Raw genomic sequence first — 18,282 nt, forward strand, 5'->3', positions numbered from 1 at the left:
CTTTTTTTTTTTTGTTTTACTAACTCCTTGCTGCCGGCGGGGGGGGGGGGGGGGGGGGGGGGGGGGGCGGGGGCGCGGGGGGGGGGGGGGGGGGGGGGGGGGGGGGGGGGTGTTGGGGGGCCGCCCCCCGCCGTGCGTGCACCCTCGCACCGCCCTGCCACCCTGCCACCCTGCCACGGCTGTACCCGGTCCGCCCGCCACGGCATCCGGTCGGGGGAATCGCGCAGCGTGACGCCCTCCGGTCGCGGGCTGTGCCGTGGTGCCGCAGGGGGGATGGACCTGGTGCGTCTGCTTTTCGGTGGCCGCGGGATCAGGTGCCGGTGATGGGGAAGAGGCTGTCGGCGCCGGTGATTTGCAGCAGGCGCAGGAACTGCGGCTGTGGTGCGCGCAGGGTGATCCGCTTGCCGTGTTCGTCTGCGGTGTGCCGTGCCTGGATGAGGGCGTTGAGGCCGGAAGAGTCGCAGAAGGACAGCTCCGCAAGGTCGAGGACGATCTCGTTCGGGCCGTCTGTCTGGGTGATCACGGCGTGCAGGGCGTCGTACAGCATCGGGGCCCGGTCGATGTCCATCTCGCCGCCGACGTGCACGACAATTCGTTCGCCATCGCCGTCCACACCCACCCACATGCCGTGGCTGCGGTCTTCATGATCTCCCATGACGCCCATGATGGTGCAGGCTGGAAGCGGGGACACCCGAAACGGAGACCGGTGTGACGCTACGCCCCCCGCTGGAGCCGATGCTGGCGCAGGCCGCGGAGTCGGTGCCCGGCCCGGGTGCCGTGCGGGCCGGGGTGGCGTATGCGCAGAGGTTATGGACAGGTATTGGCGTCTGTCTGCTGTCCGGCGTCCGGGGTGGTGTGGCCGCTGGCGGTGAAGATGCGGTCGAGGTGGTGGCAGAGTACGGCGATTGCTGACTCCGGTGTCCGTTGGGCGACGAGGACGCTGGTGCCCATGGTCGCGGTCATGGCGAGCAGGCTGATGGCCTCGGTGCGTGCGTCGGCGCCGGGATCGGCCAGGCCTGCCGCCTGGGCTCCTTCGATCAGGCCGGTGAGGGCGTTCTCGGCCGCGTCGGGGTTGTCGATGAAGGGCTGAGCGGCGAGTGCTCCGTCGGTCACGGACAGGATCGAGTAGGAGCTGTACAGGAGGTGGAAGGTCCGGCTCTCCTGGTCGGTCGGCAGGGATGCCAGCAGCAGTGCCTCGATCGTCACGCGGGGGCCCGGGTTCGTGCCGGCGGCGGCGAGGCGGGCGCCCACGCGGGCGGTGAAGCGGTCGGTCAGGTGCTGGAGTCCGTAGAAGAGCAGCTTCTCTTTGGTCTCGAAGTAGTACTGGACGAGCCGGAGGGATACGCCGGCCTCGGCGGCCACGTCGCGCATGCCGACGGCGTGCAGCCCTCGCCGTCCCGCGACTTGGATGAGCGCTTCGGCGATCTGGGTGCGCCGTTCCTCGTGGTCCACGCGTTTTGGCATCAGTGCTGTCTCCGGCCGTGGGTGGGTGTTCATGGGCTCGCAGTCCGGCTCGGTCCGAACATTTTCATGGTACCGCCGTATCAACAATGTGGTACGTTCGTATCACGAAGAATCGATCTTCCTGGAGGTGCCCTGTGCCCGAGAACACGACCCGAGTGCGCCGCGACATCGGCCACTACGTGAGCGACGAACTACGCGACCGGTACTTCGCCACCTGCGACGTCCTCTACGCGAAGGGAGCGCCCGCCCGCTCCGAGACGGACGTCGAGACGAGCTTCGGCACCACCCACGTCTACCGGTACGGCCCCACTGATCCGGCAGCCAAGTCACGCACACCCGTGGTCCTGATACACGGTTCGGGAGGCTGCTCCGCCCAGTGGTACCCCAACACCATTGCCCTCAGCGCCGAGCGCCCCGTCTACGCCCTCGACACTCCCGGCGACCCCGGCCGCAGCATCCAGCGTGAACCGATGTGGCAGCCCGAGCGCGCGGCTCAGTGGATGGACGAGGCCCTCGACGCGCTGGGCCTCGACAAGGTCCACCTGATCGGCTCCTCGTACGGAGGCTGGCTGGTCATCAACCAGGCCCACCGCCGGTCCGGGCGGCTCACCTCGGTCACCGCCCTTGACCCAGGCGGCCTGGAGAAGGTCGGCCTGCGCTTCTTCGTATGGATCTTCGCCAGCCTCTTCGCCACCTACGCTCCCAAGGCATGGCGCCCCCGCCTCGCCAAGTGGCTCGAGCAGCCGGTGATTGTCGTCCCCGAGCTCCGCGCGATGATTCAGGCCAGCGTGAAGGCCTTTCGGATCCGCCGCCCCGCCCCGCTGCCGCTGTCGGACGCAGAACTGGGCTCCATCCGGACGCCGTTCTACCTGGTCATGGGCAAGCGCAGCCTGCTCGTACATCCCAAGCGGCAGCTGGAACGCGTACCGCGCCTGATCCCCGGCGCCCGCGCCGAGATCGTCGCCGCCACCGGCCACGGCCCGCAGATCGACCACCCCGACCTGGTCAACGCCCGAATGCTGAGCTTCATGGAGGACGTCGACTCCCTCGATCCGGCGGCGGCACGGGGCGCCACGGACGCGTAGCCGCGAGGGCCGCAGACACGGACTGTCCAACAGGGCATAACAGAAGCTGGACGGTCACCGGGCGCTGCTGTTCACCGCGGCCGGCCCGGGTGGCACGGTGCTGGTGCAGACCCGTCGCGGGGCGCTGGCCCAGGACCGCTGGCCGGACCTGGTGGCGGCCGCCGGAGAGCAGCTGCCGCACGGCCTGGTCCTCGATGGCGAACTCGTCGTCTGGGACACCGAACAGGGCCGGCTGTCGTTCGAGGCGTTGCAGCGCCGGGCCGCCACCCGTGCCCGCGGCGCCGCCGGCCTCGTCGCCCGGTGGCCAGCCTACTTCGTCGCCTTCGACCTCTTGCAGCACGACGGCGAGGAGCTTTTGAGGCGCCCGTACGCCGAGCGGCGCGCCCTGCTGGAGAACCTGTTCACCAGCCGCGCCCTGACCGCCCCGTGGACGCTCTGCCCGATGACGACGGACCTGGCCAAGGCGCGGGAATGGCTGGAGTCCTGGACAGACGTCTCGGGCGTGGAGGGGATCCTGATCAAGCCCCTGACCAGCCGCTACCTGACCGGATACCGCGGCTGGACCAAGATCAGAAGGCGGGACACCACGGAGACGATCGTCGGCGCGATCACCGGCACCCTGACCCGCCCGCAGCTCCTCGTACTCGGCCGCCACGACCAGAACGGCCGGCTGCGCGCCGTCGGCCGGACCGTACCGCTGCGCCCGGACGCCGCCCGGCAGGTCGCCGAGCACCTGACCGCGGCCGCTCCCGGGCACCCGTGGGAGGGCGTGCGCTTCTCCGCGACGTGGGGGACTCACGGGAGAAGCCGGCCCACCCTGGAGCCTGACTCGGCAGGGCTCTTTGACCCTCTCTACGCCCTGGCCGGGGAGGCTGTCGGGTGCCTGACTTGGCGCCTTGCTGCGGGGCCAGTCATAGCGGGGGCCGGTGCCGCCTCGTAGGCTGCGGGCATGACTGAGATCCAGATGCCTGGCAATGCCTTTGACCTGCTGCTGGCCGGCAATCAGCGTTTTGTCTCCGGTACCCCCGAGCACCCGAACCAGGACGCCGCCCGCCGCACTGAGACTGCGCCGTCCCAGCAGCCCTTCGCCGTGGTGTTCGGGTGCTCCGACTCCCGGCTGGCCGCCGAGATCATTTTCGATCGGGGCCTGGGAGACCTGTTCGTGGTCCGCACCGCTGGGCATGTCGCGGGTACGGAAGTGCTCGGAAGCATCGAGTTCGGTGTGAGCGTCCTCAACGCGCCGCTGGTCGTCGTCCTTGGCCACGACTCGTGCGGTGCTGTCGCCGCGGCCTGCTCCGCCCTGGAGGACGGGCAGACGCCTGGCGGATTCGTGCGTGACGTCGTCGAACGGGTTACCCCGAGCGTGCTGGCAGCCCGCGCCGCAGGACGCGAGACGGCCGAGGAGATACTGGCCGAGCACATCGAGCACACCGTGGACCTGCTGCTGGAGCGCTCCCGCGTCCTGGCCGAGCGGGTCGCCGACGGCCGCCTCGGCGTGGTGGGGCTGTCCTACAGGCTGGCCGACGGCAGTGCACAGCTCGTCGCCGCCCGCGGCCTCAGTACGACGACTCCCACCGCTTCCTGACCGTCCAGGCCGGGCCCGCTCACCGGGAGGGTCGCGGCCCGGCGGCCCGGCGAAGCCGGTTGGCGATCGCCAGCCCCAACCCCTCCTCCACCGGCAGGGACGCGATGATGAGGTCGCACCCTTGCTGATCGAGCTCGCGCAGATATCCGTACAGGCCGTGCGCGTAGGCGTCCATCGAATCGGGGACGTTCACCACGGCGTGCGCCTTGACCGCAGCGTCGGCGAAGGAGCCAGGAACAAAGACGCCAACCTTGTGCCCCGCCATCTGCGCGAGCTCGGCTTCGGCCACCACCTTCTCCGGCTCGACCAGGACAACCCGCGCACTCGGCGCATAGTGCGACGGGTGCTGGCCCGGCACTCGGACATGCGTCCGTCGAGGGCACCCCGACGGAACGCCCGAGCACCGCTTCGAGGTTCTCGCGCGTCACACCACCGGGCCTCAGGATGCTCGGGGTATCGCCCGTGACGTCAACAATGGTCGACTCGACGCCGACCTCGCACGCGCCGCCGTCCAGCACGAAGTCGACGGCATCACCAAGCTCCACGCGGACGTGGCCCGCGGTGGTGGGGCTGACCGAGCCGAAGCGGTTGGCGGACGGGGCCGTGACGCCGCCCCCGAAGGCCGACAGCAGCGCGAGCGCGACGGGGTGGTCTGGCACACGCACGGCCACCGTCTCCAACCCACCCGTCGCTTCCAGCGGCACCCGGTGACCGCGCCGCAGGACCAGGGTCAGCGGCCCCGGCCAGAAGTATTCGGCCAGCAGACGCGCCGTGGCGGGCACGGTCTCGACCCAGTCGTCCAAGTGCTCCGCAGCGGCGATGTGGACGATCAGCGGGTGAGAGGGCGGGCGCCCCTTCGCCTGGAAGATCCGCGCGACGGCTGCAGGGTCCTCCGCGTTCGCGCCCAGGCCATAGACGGTCTCGGTCGGAAGGGCCACCAGACCGCCGGCGCGCAGTACCTCGGCCGCCTTCTCGATGTCACCAGTCGTTGCCGTCACCATCGCAGTACTCCACTGTTTCGCTCCCCATCCATGCCCTCGCCGGCACACCAGACGAGACCACGTACGCCTTGCGGACCTCATCATGCCGCCCCGGACCGGCGTCCACTGCCATCGTGACCTCAGTACTCGGTTGGCCGACGATGCTGCAGAACCCATTGGATTCGGCGCGGACAGCCGGGGCGCTTGAGTTCGAAAAACTTGATCATCGACACTACGGCGGTGCCGCTGACCCGCTCCCGCTGCTCACGATGCTCGACAAGCAGATCCAGCCGCGCACGGGGCAGGCCAACGTCCACCGGTGGGTCGACGAGCTGCCGCCCCCGCTGACCGACGGAGATCCCCTTGGCGTCGAAGGCCTTGCCAGCCGCCACCTGAGGCTGGACGTGCCCCGCAGGTGTACGCGGACTTCCAAAAAGGGCGGGACAACATGGTCAAGGTCCCTTCCATCCCTGACGCCCGAGCCGGTGAGGAACCTATTGCAGAGCCGCGTTCTCGTGGTCCAGCAGGTTCAGCAGCAGTGCCCGGTGCAGAGCGGCGACCGGTTTGAGGAGCCCGGACCCCGGCGTGGCTGCAGGCGACGGGCGCCCCTCGCGGCAGGCAGCGGAGGCATGTCGGCCCGGCTGGTTCTTACGCCGGCGAGTCATGGTTCTGCATGCTGACCGGCTGACGGCTGAGATCGTCCGCTGCGGCATGCGGGCTGCTTGCGCATGGAGGTGGGGGATGCGTCAGGGGGAATGGGGGGTGTCAGCGTTGGGCATCAACCCTTGCCCCGCATGTCACACAGGATGCCGAATGCTGTGCTTGTGATGTCGGGTGGCGGCTGGCCGTGGCTATGGTCGCTTCAGTCCGCGTCGATAGGGCGTGCGCGGGCGAGGCCCGGTGACCAGAGCGCTCTGGCGGCAGTATGACCGGGCCGCCCACCCAATGGACCGAGGCCCCGGTCCGCGCACGTGGCGGCTCCTGCGCGACCCGGACGCGGCAGGTAACCGTGCGACGGCTTCAGCATTCATGCACGGAGTTGGTGGACCCGGGGCGCATCTCGATTTGATGTCCTGTAGTTGCCGTGTCCCCGATGGAGAACCAGCTTCCCCGTGGTCAGTGTGGGCCGACATGCCGCGCATGGCGCAATGAGCCGTTCCGGTGGCTTGTCAGGTCACGGTGTGCCGAGGCAGTGACCGGCGGGGGTGGAGAGGAGGTGGCACGCCGGGGCATGGATGAGGAGAGCGTGGACCGGTCGGAGGGTTTCGGTGAGCGGCTTCTTGGCCTGCTGCTGGATCGGGCGCCGCACTTGCCGCCGCAGCTGATCGCTCCGCTGATCGCGGAGGAGGTGGGCAAGGTCGGAGGCCGTGACGTCTCCATCTTGCTCCAGGACTACGCGCAGGAGCTGCTGGTGCCGCTTCCGGGCAGGAAGCTGCACGTCAGTCAGCCCGAGCCGGTGATCGATTCCCCCGCCAGCCGGGCTTTCCTGCGCGGGGAGGCCGTCGAGATCTCGCTGGCCAGCGGTGGCGTGCGGATGTACCTGCCGCTGCTGGACGGCAGCGACACGGTGGGCGTAATGGTCCTCACCCTGGACGACGTCGGTGACGACGACCGGCGGCTGCTGCGCCGGCTCGCCGGCCTGGTCGCCGACCTGCTGGTCACCAAGAACGCCTACACCGACCAGTTCTTCCTGGCCCGGCGCCGGGAGCCGATGAGCGTGTCCGCGGAGATCCAGTGGGGCCTGTTGCCGCCGCTGACGATGACGGTGCCGCAGGTCGCGGTGGCCGGCATCCTGGAGCCCGCCTACCGCGTTGCCGGAGACAGCTTCGATTACGCCCTCAACGACAACATCCTGCACATGGCGGTGATCGACGCGATGGGCCACGGCCTGGACGCCGCCGCGATGGCGACCATCGCCATCGGCGCGTACCGGCATGCCCGGCGCGTGTTCGTCAGCCTGGCCGAGAAGTACACGTACATGGACGACGCCATCTCCCGGCAGTTCGGTCCCGATCACTTCGTCACCGCCCAGCTGATGCACCTGAACATCGCCACCGGTGAGCTCGAGCTGGTCAACGCGGGCCACCCCGCGCCGCTGCTGATCCGCGAGGGCAAGGTCGTGCGGCAGTTGGACAGCGCGACGACCCTGCCCGTCGGCTTCGGCGGCGAGGAACCCCGGATCCGAGAGCACCAGCTCCAGCCGGGCGACCGAGTGCTGTGCTACACCGACGGCATCATCGAAGAGCACGTCACCGGCGGGGAGCAGTTCGGCGAGGAACGCCTCATCCGCTGCGTCAACCGGCTGGGCGAAGAGCCGTCACAGGGGATGCGGGCAGATCTGCGCCGGCTCTCCCACACGCTGAAGAACGAACGAGGCGGACATACCAGCGACGATGCCACCCTCTTCATGACCGAATGGCGCGGAGGAGCCGCCGACCACCTCGCGGTTCTTGAGTGAACGCCTCGACGTCAGCCTGATCCGAACGGGACAGCACCGCCCGCGCAGACGGTCGACAGCAACCAGCAGAGGTCGGCATCACGACCGTGGTCGTCTACCAGCGCCGCCGCCGCGATGCCGACTTCGCCGCTGGCATGGACCAGGCCACCGCCGCCCGCAGCACCCCGGAGCCCGCCAGCGCCGCACCGCCGCGCAGTTGGTGGCGCTGCCACCGTCCACGCCGCCCCGCGCCCCTGCCCTATACCTGCGAGGCGATCACCGAAAGCAGCTCGGCTGCACCGGGTCGCGCAAAGCGATGGGACTCGCTCCCTCCGTAGACGAGGCCCTCTCCGGTTTCCTCGGGGCCTTTGGGTGTGCATCCGGCGGGCGTGGCTGCGCCCGGTCCGTTCTGAGCGGCGAAGTGATCGAGTGAGAAGAAAGCCATGGTCCGGGGACCTACATGGTGTTCGCGCCGGGCAGCCGCCATCGCCCCTGCACGAAGACGGGGGCGCGGATGCTGGGGGTTACAGTGCGGGCACACTGACCGCGGCTCGTCCTCCTCGGCTGCCACGACCCACGGGCCGGCTGCACGCGGTCGGCCAACCTGGCGATCTGCGCGCCCGGGGCAGGGGCCGGACCGGGAGCGGGATGTTGGTCTGTGCGGGTGGTTGCGGGCGCTGTGGGGCGGGTCGTGGTGTTCATCGACGGGCTCAATGGGTGGGATGGCATGGCCGGGAGCGCACCTACCACGTCGGTGTCTTCCTGGCTTCCCTGTGGTGCTGTCGGCCGGGCAGCAGCGGCCGCCGTCACACGTCGCCGTTGCACTGCCCTGGTCGGCAGCACCCGCCTTTGCGGCCACCGGCCAAGGCTCGGCCACCAGGGAATGGCGAGGCCACGCCGGCGGCGGGAGCCGATCCTTCCGGCAATCCGCGGGTCCTGTCTCGCAGGTCGCGGCCCGAGGGCGATCGAGTGCCACGGAGTGTTCAGCGGCGTTCGCGCCAGCTGATGGCATGCAGCGGCCCGCTTTGACGAGCCTGGGGCGCTTTGTGGCTAGTCAATTACAAACGGTTGCTATTTTCCTGGCGGATGGGGGGAAGGTCTTCTTCCTGTGGCGCCGGCGCGCTGATGTCGCCACTGCATGGGGAGAGCTTCGGTGCTGGGGGATCGGGGGGCTTGATGAGCTGGGTCAGCAGTTGGTGGAGCGGTCAGCCTGTGACCATGAAGGTCGGCATCATCACCGTTGCGGGGACGATCATCGCCGCTGTCATCGGGCTGTGGTCCGGCGTCTTCAATGGCGACCGCCACGGTGCAAATCCCGCGCCGTCCGCCTCGTCGCCGCATCCCGGCTCCTCGGTCAGCAGCTCACCCTCTGCCGGCCTGGAAAAGGCTCTGTCCGGCTGCGGCGACAAGCCGGGACACGACGTGACCATCGAGCCCAAGCAGTTGGCGGTCGCGTCGGACGGGTCCCTCACCGCTGAGGTCAACTGCAACCTTGCGGCCGAGTGGCACCTGACGTGGATGGTGCAGATCGACGGCGTCGGGAAGCCCGTGCCGCATACGAATTACTACCCGAAGGATGATCTGGGGCGGCCCGGCCCGTATACCTTCAATGTGCACCTGTCTCCGTCGGAGCCGGGCTCTGTCCGCATGATCTATGTCGTTCTCACGGATGACTTCTCCTACCGTCAGCTGAGCGAAAACCGGAACCCGGACGGATCGCTCCTGAAGCTGCCGAACGGTGCGCGCAAAGTCTCCAACTCGGTTCTGGTCAAGCGCCTCTGACCAGAGCTCGAAGCGTCAGTGGAGTGGCGCGGCGCCAACATCGAGGCGTCTACCCGTGAAGCCCACGCCGGGCCCCGGGCGGGGACGGCTGTCGGCGGACGTCGCGGCAGCGTGACCATCGATTTGGGACATCTGGTGCCCGGATCCGGGCGGGCGTGCATGAAGCCCGCCGATCGCGGCGAGGTGGGACGGAATGCACTTCCGGATGATGACGAGGCGCTACGGTCCGACCGTGCACCTCACCCTCAGAGGTGAACTCGACCTGGAGACCAGATGCGCGCTCGACGAGGTGCAGGCCGGCCTCGACGGCGTCGCCGTGGTGGCCTGCGACATGCGGCGCCTGACATTCATGGACGTCACCGGCCTGCACGGCCTGACCGCCTTCGTCCGCCGTCTGGAGGGGCGCGGCATCGCGTGGGACGTCACAGTCGCGCCATTCCCGTACATCGGCTGAATGGATCATGCCTCGCCCCCTACGGCGCGAGGACGGTGATACAACGACCCCGGCACATTCACACGCCGGGGTCGCCCTTCCGGACGCCACACGTGAGAGTGCGACGACCTATTTACTATGTTATGCCCCTGGCGGCGCACCGGCAGTAGGGACTTTGTCCCGCCGATACCGGCCGGTCGATCGACATGGATTCAACGCACCTCAATCAAGAAGCTCGCGACGACGACTGTGACCACTCAGGCAGTCGTGCACGACGTCGGACGAAAACAGGCGGCCCGCCCCAGCCGCCAGGAGCAGGCGACCAATCCGAGACGGGGCACGAGCTGAGCGCAACGAAACCCTTCCTGGGCCTTGCCGCCGTCCTCGTCGTGGCCTCTGCGCCTAAGGAGCAGATACCGCCCATCGTCGGCTTCGACGGCCTGTTGGAACTTCCGTCGTCCGAGGCGCTTGCGCCTTCGTCAACCGATTCCTGGAGCGCCCGCAGATCTGGCCCCGGCGGCTGCTTCCGGGGGACGACCGTAAGACAAGGAGATCCACCATGGCCGAACGGCCGATCCTGCTGTACGACGGCGACTGCGGATTTTGCACCCAAGCCGTCAACATCGCCGTGCGCCTGCTGGATCCCGACGCCGTCGTCACTCCCTGGCAGTACGCCGATTTGGACGCGCTGGGCGTCACCGCCGAGCGGGCAGACCGGGAGGTCCTGTGGATCGAGCCCGCTTCGGCGGATGTGCACGGCGGCGCGGAGGCGGTGGCGCAGCTGCTCAAACAGAGCCCGCGTCGGCGCTGGCGGCTCGCAGGGCAGGCCATGACGCTGCCTCCGATCAGCTGGATCGCCCGGCTCGTGTACCGGGTGGTGGCCCTGAACCGGCACCGCCTACCGGGGGGCACGGTGGCCTGTTCCCTGCCTGCTCATCTGCGATCTGCCGAGCGTGATGGTGCATGACAGCGCACCCTCCAAGGTCTGAAGACGACACAGTGACCGCGGCCTCCCCCTGCGACGGGGACATCGGCGCTGTGCGATTCCAGGGCCCTGCCGACCACTGAGATGTCCTCGCAGCAACTGCGCCCTGAGCGCTCAAGGCGCGGCGAGCGAAGTCACCGGCGAGCGGCCGCGTAGGCGAACCGGGCCTGCGGCCTCCAACACCTGCTCCGACCTGGCGGGTTCGCGCCCCGCCAGCATGCGGCGTTGAGCACAGCGTGCCCAGGGGGTCCTTCAAGCTCCTGTCATGGGGGCCCGCTTGAAGATCCTCGCCGATTGCCGGCTACCAGGGCCTGGCCTCCTGACCGGCGGCCGCGGGGTGACGGCTTCGGACCGCGAGTTCGGGAGAACGCCCGGCTGTATGGACGAGGCGGGGCGTCGCCGGTAAAGCCCGGCGCCTTCGGTCGGAGCAGGTGCAGAACCTTCTCGTTGCACCGACGGCAGTGGGTGTAGCCCGTTCGATCCAGCACCAGCAGGTCGAAGAGGTCGCTTTGGTGAGCGAGCATCGTCCAGGCAGGAACTGTCATACACGTGGGCGAATAGTTCCACCCATATGACGATGCCGTGCGGGTTTTCTAGTTGCCGCCACGCCCACTCACTCCGGATTTCGTCGAATCACTGGAATGGCGGCACTCCCACAAGCATCCCGGGGGTGGGATTGTCGGACCGGCCCGAAGTCGATGGCCCACATCGGGGTAATGGACACCCCTGCGCCCGGGCAGTACATCGGATTGCCATCCATATGAACTCAGATATTAAGGGCGCATATTACGCCGCTCCGCCCCCAATCGCACGCATCGCCCTGCCGCTTGAAAATGCCTTACTCAACTTCCTGCGTAATACGCCATCTCACTAGTACGGCTTCCCGGGCAATCGGTTAGGGCCCGGCAGCCACGACCCCCACAGAAAATGGCCTCTCGATGAAGCTGAGATTTCCTCAAGCGGCTCGACTCCGTCCTCTGTCCGGCTGGCTGGCCTCGGCCCTTGCCGCAACAGTTGCCGCTGCGATGGTTGCCACGACGTCGACGCAGGCGTCGGCCATCGCAACACCCGTACCTCTGGGCACGACCGCCAGTTACTCCGTTCTGGCAGGTCAGGGAGTGACCAACACCGGCCCCTCGGTGATCAGCCACGACCTCGGGACGCACCCGAACCCGGCCATCACCGGGTTCCCGCCCGGCCTGGTTCTCGGTGCCGTGCATGCTGCGGACGCTGCGGCCCTCCAGGCCAAGAGCGATCTGACCGTGGCGTACAACAACGCGGCGGGCCAGGCCCAGGACTTCGCGCTTGCGGCGGGGATCGGCGCGGGCCAAACGCTGCTGCCGGGCGTCTACAAGGCTACGTCCGGTGTCGGACTCACCGGCGACCTGATCCTGAACGCCGGGGGAGACCCCAACGCGGTGTGGGTGTTCCAGATTCCGGAAGCCCTGACGACGGCATCCTCCAGCCGGGTCCTGCTCACGAACGGCGCTTCGCCGTGCAACGTGTTCTGGCAGATCGGGAGTTCGGCAACTCTCGGTACCGACTCCACCTTCGTGGGCACCATCATGGCTCTGACCTCGATCTTCGTGACCACGAGGGCGAACATCGAGGGCCGGGCGCTGGCCCGTAACGGCGAGGTGACGCTCGACAACAACCGGATCTTCCTCGGGACGTGCGCGACCGGCGGCACGGGTGGGACGACGACCGGCACCACCACTGGCACGACGGCCGGCACGACCACGGGCACCACGGCCGGTACGACCACTGGCACCACGACTTCAGGTGCGACCTCGGGCGTCCTCGGTGGCGTGCTCGGTGGCGTGACGACGGGAGGAGGCCTCCTGGGCGGCCCGATCGCCAGCGTCGTGACGGGTGGCACCTCGGGGAATATCTCCGGCAACACCTCAGGGAACGTCGCGGGCAACACGACGGGAGCGAGCACCGCCGGGAACACGACAGGCGGTAACACCACTGGCGGGTACGTCACGGGCGGAAACGGCGGCAAGCCGGGCGACCAGCACGGCGGTAGGCCTGGTCACCAGCAGGGCGGCAAGCCTGGCAAGCCCGACTACGAGCAGGGCGAGAAGCCCGGCCACCAGCATGGCGGCAAGCCCGGCCACCAGCAGGGCGAGAAGCCCGGCAAGCCGGGCTACGGCGAGCACTACGGCCACGGCTATGACCACGACTACGGATACGGCAGCAAGCCCATGAGCACCGAGGGCTAGGCAGCGGACTGCACGAGGTCCGCTCATCGGACAGCGGCGCGTGGCGGAGCCCTTTCGGCTCCGTCGTGCGCCGCCGCCGGTTCCAGCAGGAAATCCAGACGCGAGCAGTTGATATGAGAAAGACAGGGTGGGCCGGTGCCGAGCAGAATTGAATCAGCGGCCGTGACGGAACTTCGGGTGTCTGATTCCGATCCGGACCTCCGGGAACATCACGATGAAGCGGGCACACCGTGCCGGCAACCCCGACGTTCCCGCTTGCTGGCAGCGGTACTGCGAATCGTGGTGGCCCTGTGTCTGGCGACGACGCTGGCCCATGTGGTTCTGGTGTTCCTCCACGTGGCTCCCCCCAATACCGTCTCGAAGCGGTACGGCCCACAGGTCAACGCATGGGTGTACCCCCTCTTCGAGCAGAATTGGCGGCTTTTCGCCCCGGATCCCGACTCCGTCAACCGGCGCATTCTCGCGCGAACCGCACGCACTGCCCTGGACGGTTCGACTCAGGTGAGCAGCTGGGTCGATCTGACAGCCGTGGACAATTCCGCACTCAAACACAACGTGTTCCCGAGCCACACGACACAGAATCTCCTGCGCCGCGCCTGGACCTCCTACGTCGACACGCACGGCGCAGACGACAGGGCAGACTCGGATCGGGCCGTGATGATGCAGAAGTACCTGCGCAACATCGCCGCGGACCGGGTCGCCGCCCGCGACCACGGCGGCACCTTCGGCTTCATCCAGCTTCGCGTCCTCACGGTGCCCGTCGCCGCGCAGGGCGAAGCGGCCGGCAAACGCCCGCCGACGCCCGTCGAAGAGCGGCTTCTGCCCTGGTGGAAGGTGACCCCCCGTGGGAAGTGAGCACATGACCCAGCCCCCGTCCACGGCAGCTGCACCGGGGGGCACTACGCACCGGAGACCCGCAGGCGCAGCCCAGCGGTTCGTCGCGCTCCTTACCGGCCGGCCGGTGTCCCTGTACGCCGTGTCGGTCATGCGCGCCGGCTACGGCATGCTCTACCTGGTCTTCCTTCTGCGCGAGTTCCCGCACCGTCACGAGATCTGGGGCCCCGGCTCCCCGTGGACGCCCGCGCTTGCGGAGCAGCTCTTCGCACAGACGGGCTGGAACAGCATCCTGACCCTCTCCGACAGCCCGGCCTACTTCGAACTCTGCTACGTGACGGCCCTGGTCACGTCCACGCTGTTCATGCTGGGATGGCGGACCCGCGCCATCTCCGTCCTGTTCGCCGTCGTGGTGACCTCGTTCCATGCAAGAGCGATCTTCATGACGGACGGCGGCGACAATCTGATCCTGCTGATGGTCGTCTATCTCGTCTTCACCGGATGCGGTCGTCGCTGGTCCCTGGACGCACGCAGGAACCGTCTCAAGACAGCCCGTGCGGGCAGCGGTCCCGAACCGGCGAGAAGATTCCCCTCGCCCCGACTCCGTCAAGCGCGCAGCACCTTGACGACGGTCGTGCACAACTGCGGCATCTTCGTCATGGCGGCAGAAGTCTGCTTCCTCTACGGTTCCGCCGGCCTGTACAAGGTCCAGGGCGCTTCCTGGGGCGGCGGCACCGCCCTCCACTACGTCCTGAACCTCGAACTCTTCCAGCCCTGGCCAGCGCTCTCCCACTTTGCGGACAACTACGCCGTCCTGATCGCGATCGCCAGCTACACGACGGTGCTCTTGCAGGTCGCTTTCCCGTTCGTGCTCTTCGGCAGGCTCAAGTATCCGGTTCTGACCATGTTGCTGGGGATGCACGTCGGCATCGCGGTGGTCATGGGGCTGCCTCTCTTCTCCGGCGCGATGATCGTGGCGGACGCCGTGTTTCTTCCTGACCGCTTCTACACCTCCCTGGCTCACCTGTGCCGCCGCGCGACACGGCGAACCGGCGCGTCGCGGCCGGCGCCCGGGCGGCCGGGATCGGGATCGGTACCGCAGCAGGGCAGGACCGGCGTGCCCGGCTCGCACCAGCGAGCTGCCTCCCCCCGTGCATAGCCGCGACGACCTGCAACTCTCTCGGGGCTTCGTGGCCGCGATCCAGGCCTGTCCCACCGGATGGGTTTGCTGCCTACCCGGGAAGCCGTCAAGTGGCCTCGAAGTCGGCGCCCAGAGCATGGCCTGCGTCAAGTCGCCAGCATCCACGCAGACCTCGACTGACGCGGCCCGCCATGTTCCACCCGCCGGCCCCGACGTCGTCGAGGCCCGGGTAGAGGTGCGAGACGGCTGGTTCATGGGTGGCGATCACCGATGCGGCCTGAGGCGCTGCGCGAGATCCGTTCAGGGCGCTGGCTGTGAGCGGGCTGCCTGGGTCAGGTAGTGGTGTGCCTGGGCCACGTTCGAGGCCAGGTCGGCGGCCGAATCGAGTACCAGCCGGTGGTCCGTCCAGGGCCCGTATTCGGCCTGTCGCTGCTGGACTGCTTCCCAGGTCGGCTCCTCGAAGCCTTCGATGCCCCGGGAGTGGCGTTCCAGCCGTTGGCGGTGCAGCCGCGAGTCGGAGCACACCACTTCGATGAACGCGATGGGCACCCGGTGGCGGTCGGCCAGTGCCCGCCACTGTCGGCGTGCCTCCTGCACTGCGTTGACCGCGTCGGTGATCACGCTCTGGCCCAGCCCCAGCACACCGTCGGCGACGGCCTCGGCCGCCAGGTAGGCCGCCAGCCCTGTGGGCTGTGTGCGCTCCACGCCGGCCCGCCACATTGCCGCCTCGATCGGATCGACCGACACCACCGCGGCGGGCAGCGCCCGCCCCAACTCTTGGGCGACCGAGGACTTTCCCGCCGCGGGAAGGCCGGCCATGGCAATCAGCATGACGGCACTGTCGCACACCGCGCTGAGCGCCTGGCCCGGCCGGCCGGTGGTGTCTGGGGGTGTGAGGCGGCGGCAGTCGCCGGGCCGGGCGGTCGGGTCAGGGTAGAGATGCTTCTCGCCGTGCCGCACCCACATGGGGGCGTAGCTAGGCGCTGGGAAGCCAGCCGGCGGCGAAGTCGGCGCTGTCCCGTACGCGCTGCGCCCGGTCCTCGAGGAGTCGGCGGAAGCCCGCCAGTGCGTACCGCTCTGCGGTGGCGGCGCCGGCTCGTGGGATGCCGGCCACCGTGGCCATGAGCTGCTGGGGCTGGGGCTGCCAGCCGGTGACCAGCATTCTCAGGCCCGCGAGCTCCGCGCGCCGGTGCAGGGTCAGGAGGTGGAACAGGCCGTCGGCGTCCATGGTCGCGACGCCGTGCAGGTCCACCAAGAGGTCCCGCTCGTCGGCGGTGACGTAATCCAGCGCCTGCTGGAGCACCTCGCCTGCGTCGTCGTCGAGCTCTCCGGCGGCGCTGACCCAGACCGAGCCGGCGCAGTACTGGATGTCCACGTTGATCAATGCCCTGCTCCTGTCACCGAAGGCTCCGGGCCTGCGGGCCCCCCATCCTGGCCGAGTGCTGCCCGGGGCCGGTGCGAGGCGCGCTGAAGCCCCGGCCGCGGGGCGGAGTCGGGGTTGCACGGGAGGCGGCCCGAGCCTTGGCTGGACGGTTGCTTTTGGGGACCGGGAGTGTGACTGGAGGTGTGAACCCGTGAAATTGCCGACCTCTTCGGTCTCGATCACGTGGGGCCGGTCCGGTTGGGGGACGGCAGGCGGGTGATCCCGTGGCCGTTGCGGTCTTCACCCCTCGCCCGCGGGAACGCTCATCGGGTGAGGTGAACATCGGGGCCTGCTGCCGGAGTCCGGCCACCTCACAGCGAGCCGCCCCCGACCGACCGTGAGGCCGGGTAGGGGCGGCCGCAAAGCCAGATGGCTGATCCAGGCAGGGAGGGGCTGGCAGGGTCTGACGCCAGCGGCGGCTGACCGGCTGGCGCCGCGAATGAGGGGGCCGGCGGCCGCGCACGGGACCGGCGGCCGGCCCCTCTGGGAGGGCCGCTGCGCGGGGCGGGGTGCGCGGCGGCGATCAGTCGGGGACTTCGCCGTTACTGAGGTTTTCAGAGTGGGGTCGGCAGTGTGAGGGTCAGTCTGGTGGCGGTGAGGCAGCCGTTGATGAGGTCGGGTCGGAGTTGGATTCTGCGTAACTCCCGGCGGAGTGTGCGGTCGAGGTCGTCGGGGGTGTCGAAGGCCGTGTTGGCCGTGGCTCTGCGGACGAGTGACCAGACGGCTTCTACCGGGTTCAGGTCTGGTGCGTATGCCGGGAGCCGGACGGTGGTGAGCCAGTCGTGCTCGGCCTCATAGTGTTTCAGTCCGGCGGCCAGGTGGGTGTTGAGATTGTCCCAGACCACCACGATCGGGCCGCCGAGCTGGATGTGCGCCCTCACCAGAAGGTCTCGGTAGTCCTGCCAGGAGAAGCTCCTGCGGGCGCCCTTGAGCAGGAGATGGTTGCGGGGCCGGTGGATGAGGCGGCTCTTCTCACCAGGCTTGTGGCAGCACAACGCGGCGACCGAGGTCCGGCGGCGGGACCTGCCACGAACACGGATCACAGGGGTCTGTCCGCACCGGCTCCAGGTGCGGGCCCGGGGCGGAGTCATCGAGAAGCCGGCTTCGTCCTCGAAGACGACCCAGGCCCCGAGTGCCGCCGCGAGGCTTTTACCCGCGGCCACACCTCCTTCTTCCACAGCTCCACTGCGTGCTCGTCGCGTTCCAGTGCTCTGCGGGCGGGTGCCTGCCAGGACCAGCCGTGCCGTTTCAGCAGCCGCCACACCGTCGCCACCGACAGGCTCACCCGCAGCCGCCGGCGGATCACCGCCTGGACCCGGGCCAGAGTCCAGCGTTCGTCCTCGAAGCCGTGCGCCGTCGGTCCCTTGCCCAGTTCCTCCTCGAGCAAGGCGAACTGGGCATCGGTGACGGTCGGGGCATTCGCCGGGCCCGCCGAGCGCAGGGCCGCCATGCCGCCCTCGCGCCAAGCCCGACGCCAGCGTTCCACCGACCTCACACTCACCCGCAGGTCCTTCGCGATCACCGCGGTCTTCTCACCCGCCGCGAACCTCTCGCCGGCCTGAAGCCGGATCCCCTCACGAAACGCCCGACGCTCAGCGGTCAGGCCCCCACCCTCCGGATAACGCATACCACCGGCATACCGCAGGGATCATGAACCGTCACCACCCGACGACAACCCGAAATCCTCAGTAACTGCGGGCACACGCGCCGGGCTTCGGCTGAGCCTCGTAGAATCGTGGTGTGGCATTCATGAGCACTCCGCACTGCTGCTTCCACTGATCGGGAGGCTGTGAGGGCGGGGGGGGGGGGCGGGGGCCCGCCCCGGGGTCGGGGCGCCGGTCGCACCGGGCGGGGGGGGGCGCCCCCCCAGCCGCCCCCCCCCCCCCCCCCCCAGAGCGCGCCGCGACA

At 68.9% G+C, this 18,282-nt stretch carries 17 protein-coding genes and 1 pseudogene; 10 read left to right on the top strand and 8 right to left on the bottom strand.

The window, feature by feature from the left end; genetic code table 11:
- Positions 1-310: 310 nt before the first annotated feature.
- Together ACFXA3_RS11205 and ACFXA3_RS11210 are read right to left on the bottom strand one after the other, a co-directional pair.
- Complete coding sequence (locus ACFXA3_RS11205; RefSeq protein WP_385185058.1) at positions 311-655, bottom strand: STAS domain-containing protein; 345 nt, start codon at positions 653-655, stop codon at positions 311-313.
- A gap of 152 nt (positions 656-807) precedes the next feature.
- On the bottom strand, positions 808-1,464 hold the full coding sequence (locus tag ACFXA3_RS11210) for a TetR/AcrR family transcriptional regulator (protein ID WP_385185061.1): 657 nt from the start codon (positions 1,462-1,464) through the stop codon (positions 808-810).
- Positions 1,465-1,598: 134 nt separating this feature from the next.
- On the opposite strand from ACFXA3_RS11210, the gene ACFXA3_RS11215 reads away from it, so the two are divergent.
- From ACFXA3_RS11215 to ACFXA3_RS11225, 3 genes are read left to right on the top strand one after another with little or no spacing between them, the layout of a single operon-like run.
- Complete coding sequence (locus ACFXA3_RS11215; RefSeq protein WP_385185064.1) at positions 1,599-2,549, top strand: alpha/beta fold hydrolase; 951 nt, start codon at positions 1,599-1,601, stop codon at positions 2,547-2,549.
- A gap of 46 nt (positions 2,550-2,595) precedes the next feature.
- The gene (locus tag ACFXA3_RS11220) at positions 2,596-3,489 is read left to right on the top strand and encodes an ATP-dependent DNA ligase (protein WP_385185098.1); all 894 of its coding nucleotides are present in this window, start codon (positions 2,596-2,598) and stop codon (positions 3,487-3,489) included.
- Between the two features lie 9 nt (positions 3,490-3,498).
- Positions 3,499-4,134 carry a carbonic anhydrase gene (locus tag ACFXA3_RS11225; RefSeq protein WP_385185067.1) on the top strand — a complete coding sequence of 212 codons (636 nt, stop codon included), beginning with the start codon at positions 3,499-3,501 and terminating at the stop codon, positions 4,132-4,134.
- Between the two features lie 19 nt (positions 4,135-4,153).
- Here the strand turns inward: ACFXA3_RS11225 and ACFXA3_RS11230 are convergent.
- Positions 4,154-5,135: pseudogene (locus tag ACFXA3_RS11230) on the bottom strand (L-threonylcarbamoyladenylate synthase).
- Between the two features lie 119 nt (positions 5,136-5,254).
- Positions 5,255-5,506 carry a hypothetical protein gene (locus ACFXA3_RS11235; protein WP_385185070.1) on the bottom strand — a complete coding sequence of 84 codons (252 nt, stop codon included), beginning with the start codon at positions 5,504-5,506 and terminating at the stop codon, positions 5,255-5,257.
- 839 nt (positions 5,507-6,345) lie between these two features.
- Between ACFXA3_RS11235 and ACFXA3_RS11240 the strand changes: the two genes are divergently transcribed.
- The 7 genes from ACFXA3_RS11240 to ACFXA3_RS11270 all read left to right on the top strand — a co-directional run bounded on the left by ACFXA3_RS11240 (position 6,346) and on the right by ACFXA3_RS11270 (position 14,969).
- Entirely contained in the window at positions 6,346-7,572 is a 1,227-nt protein-coding gene (locus ACFXA3_RS11240) for a PP2C family protein-serine/threonine phosphatase (protein ID WP_385185073.1), read from the top strand.
- A 1,197-nt stretch (positions 7,573-8,769) separates the two neighbouring features.
- Positions 8,770-9,333 (top strand): hypothetical protein, encoded by a 564-nt coding sequence (locus ACFXA3_RS11245; protein ID WP_385185076.1) that lies wholly within the window; start codon positions 8,770-8,772, stop codon positions 9,331-9,333.
- A gap of 208 nt (positions 9,334-9,541) precedes the next feature.
- Positions 9,542-9,787 (top strand): STAS domain-containing protein, encoded by a 246-nt coding sequence (locus tag ACFXA3_RS11250; RefSeq protein WP_385185101.1) that lies wholly within the window; start codon positions 9,542-9,544, stop codon positions 9,785-9,787.
- 538 nt (positions 9,788-10,325) lie between these two features.
- A complete protein-coding gene (locus ACFXA3_RS11255; protein WP_385185079.1) occupies positions 10,326-10,733 on the top strand; it encodes a thiol-disulfide oxidoreductase DCC family protein in 408 nt (135 codons plus the stop codon).
- Between the two features lie 956 nt (positions 10,734-11,689).
- Positions 11,690-12,976, top strand: a complete 1,287-nt coding sequence (locus ACFXA3_RS11260) for an ice-binding family protein (protein WP_385185082.1) — start codon at positions 11,690-11,692, stop codon at positions 12,974-12,976.
- Between the two features lie 177 nt (positions 12,977-13,153).
- Positions 13,154-13,831: a DUF5819 family protein gene (locus ACFXA3_RS11265; RefSeq protein ID WP_385185085.1), complete on the top strand. Its 678-nt coding sequence runs from the start codon at positions 13,154-13,156 to the stop codon at positions 13,829-13,831.
- 4 nt (positions 13,832-13,835) lie between these two features.
- On the top strand, positions 13,836-14,969 hold the full coding sequence (locus ACFXA3_RS11270; RefSeq protein WP_385185088.1) for an HTTM domain-containing protein: 1,134 nt from the start codon (positions 13,836-13,838) through the stop codon (positions 14,967-14,969).
- Between the two features lie 282 nt (positions 14,970-15,251).
- Here the strand turns inward: ACFXA3_RS11270 and ACFXA3_RS11275 are convergent, their stop codons facing one another.
- The 4 genes from ACFXA3_RS11275 to ACFXA3_RS11290 all read right to left on the bottom strand — a co-directional run bounded on the left by ACFXA3_RS11275 (position 15,252) and on the right by ACFXA3_RS11290 (position 18,001).
- A complete protein-coding gene (locus tag ACFXA3_RS11275; protein ID WP_385185091.1) occupies positions 15,252-15,782 on the bottom strand; it encodes an AAA family ATPase in 531 nt (176 codons plus the stop codon).
- Positions 15,783-15,927: 145 nt separating this feature from the next.
- On the bottom strand, positions 15,928-16,326 hold the full coding sequence (locus ACFXA3_RS11280) for an STAS domain-containing protein (RefSeq protein ID WP_385185104.1): 399 nt from the start codon (positions 16,324-16,326) through the stop codon (positions 15,928-15,930).
- Positions 16,327-16,928: 602 nt separating this feature from the next.
- Positions 16,929-17,465 (bottom strand): transposase, encoded by a 537-nt coding sequence (locus tag ACFXA3_RS11285; RefSeq protein ID WP_385185107.1) that lies wholly within the window; start codon positions 17,463-17,465, stop codon positions 16,929-16,931.
- Positions 17,462-18,001 (bottom strand): winged helix-turn-helix domain-containing protein, encoded by a 540-nt coding sequence (locus ACFXA3_RS11290; RefSeq protein ID WP_385185095.1) that lies wholly within the window; start codon positions 17,999-18,001, stop codon positions 17,462-17,464. Before ACFXA3_RS11290 ends, ACFXA3_RS11285 begins: the two co-directional genes overlap by 4 nt.
- Positions 18,002-18,282: the final 281 nt, after the last annotated feature.

The sequence above is a fragment of the Streptomyces sp. NPDC059456 genome (assembly GCF_042750055.1).
Classification (GTDB): domain Bacteria; phylum Actinomycetota; class Actinomycetes; order Streptomycetales; family Streptomycetaceae; genus Streptomyces.

Bases quoted from the DNA above. Each gene is read 5' to 3' on its own strand.
- ACFXA3_RS11205 (WP_385185058.1), bottom strand. From the start codon at position 655: ATGGGAGATCATGAAGACCGCAGCCACGGCATGTGGGTGGGTGTGGAC.
- ACFXA3_RS11210 (WP_385185061.1), bottom strand. From the start codon at position 1,464: ATGCCAAAACGCGTGGACCACGAGGAACGGCGCACCCAGATCGCCGAA.
- ACFXA3_RS11225 (WP_385185067.1), top strand. From the start codon at position 3,499: ATGACTGAGATCCAGATGCCTGGCAATGCCTTTGACCTGCTGCTGGCC.
- ACFXA3_RS11240 (WP_385185073.1), top strand. From the start codon at position 6,346: ATGGATGAGGAGAGCGTGGACCGGTCGGAGGGTTTCGGTGAGCGGCTT.
- ACFXA3_RS11245 (WP_385185076.1), top strand. From the start codon at position 8,770: ATGAAGGTCGGCATCATCACCGTTGCGGGGACGATCATCGCCGCTGTC.
- ACFXA3_RS11250 (WP_385185101.1), top strand. From the start codon at position 9,542: ATGACGAGGCGCTACGGTCCGACCGTGCACCTCACCCTCAGAGGTGAA.
- ACFXA3_RS11255 (WP_385185079.1), top strand. From the start codon at position 10,326: ATGGCCGAACGGCCGATCCTGCTGTACGACGGCGACTGCGGATTTTGC.
- ACFXA3_RS11260 (WP_385185082.1), top strand. From the start codon at position 11,690: ATGAAGCTGAGATTTCCTCAAGCGGCTCGACTCCGTCCTCTGTCCGGC.
- ACFXA3_RS11270 (WP_385185088.1), top strand. From the start codon at position 13,836: ATGACCCAGCCCCCGTCCACGGCAGCTGCACCGGGGGGCACTACGCAC.
- ACFXA3_RS11275 (WP_385185091.1), bottom strand. From the start codon at position 15,782: ATGCTGATTGCCATGGCCGGCCTTCCCGCGGCGGGAAAGTCCTCGGTC.
- ACFXA3_RS11285 (WP_385185107.1), bottom strand. From the start codon at position 17,465: ATGACTCCGCCCCGGGCCCGCACCTGGAGCCGGTGCGGACAGACCCCT.
- ACFXA3_RS11290 (WP_385185095.1), bottom strand. From the start codon at position 18,001: ATGCGTTATCCGGAGGGTGGGGGCCTGACCGCTGAGCGTCGGGCGTTT.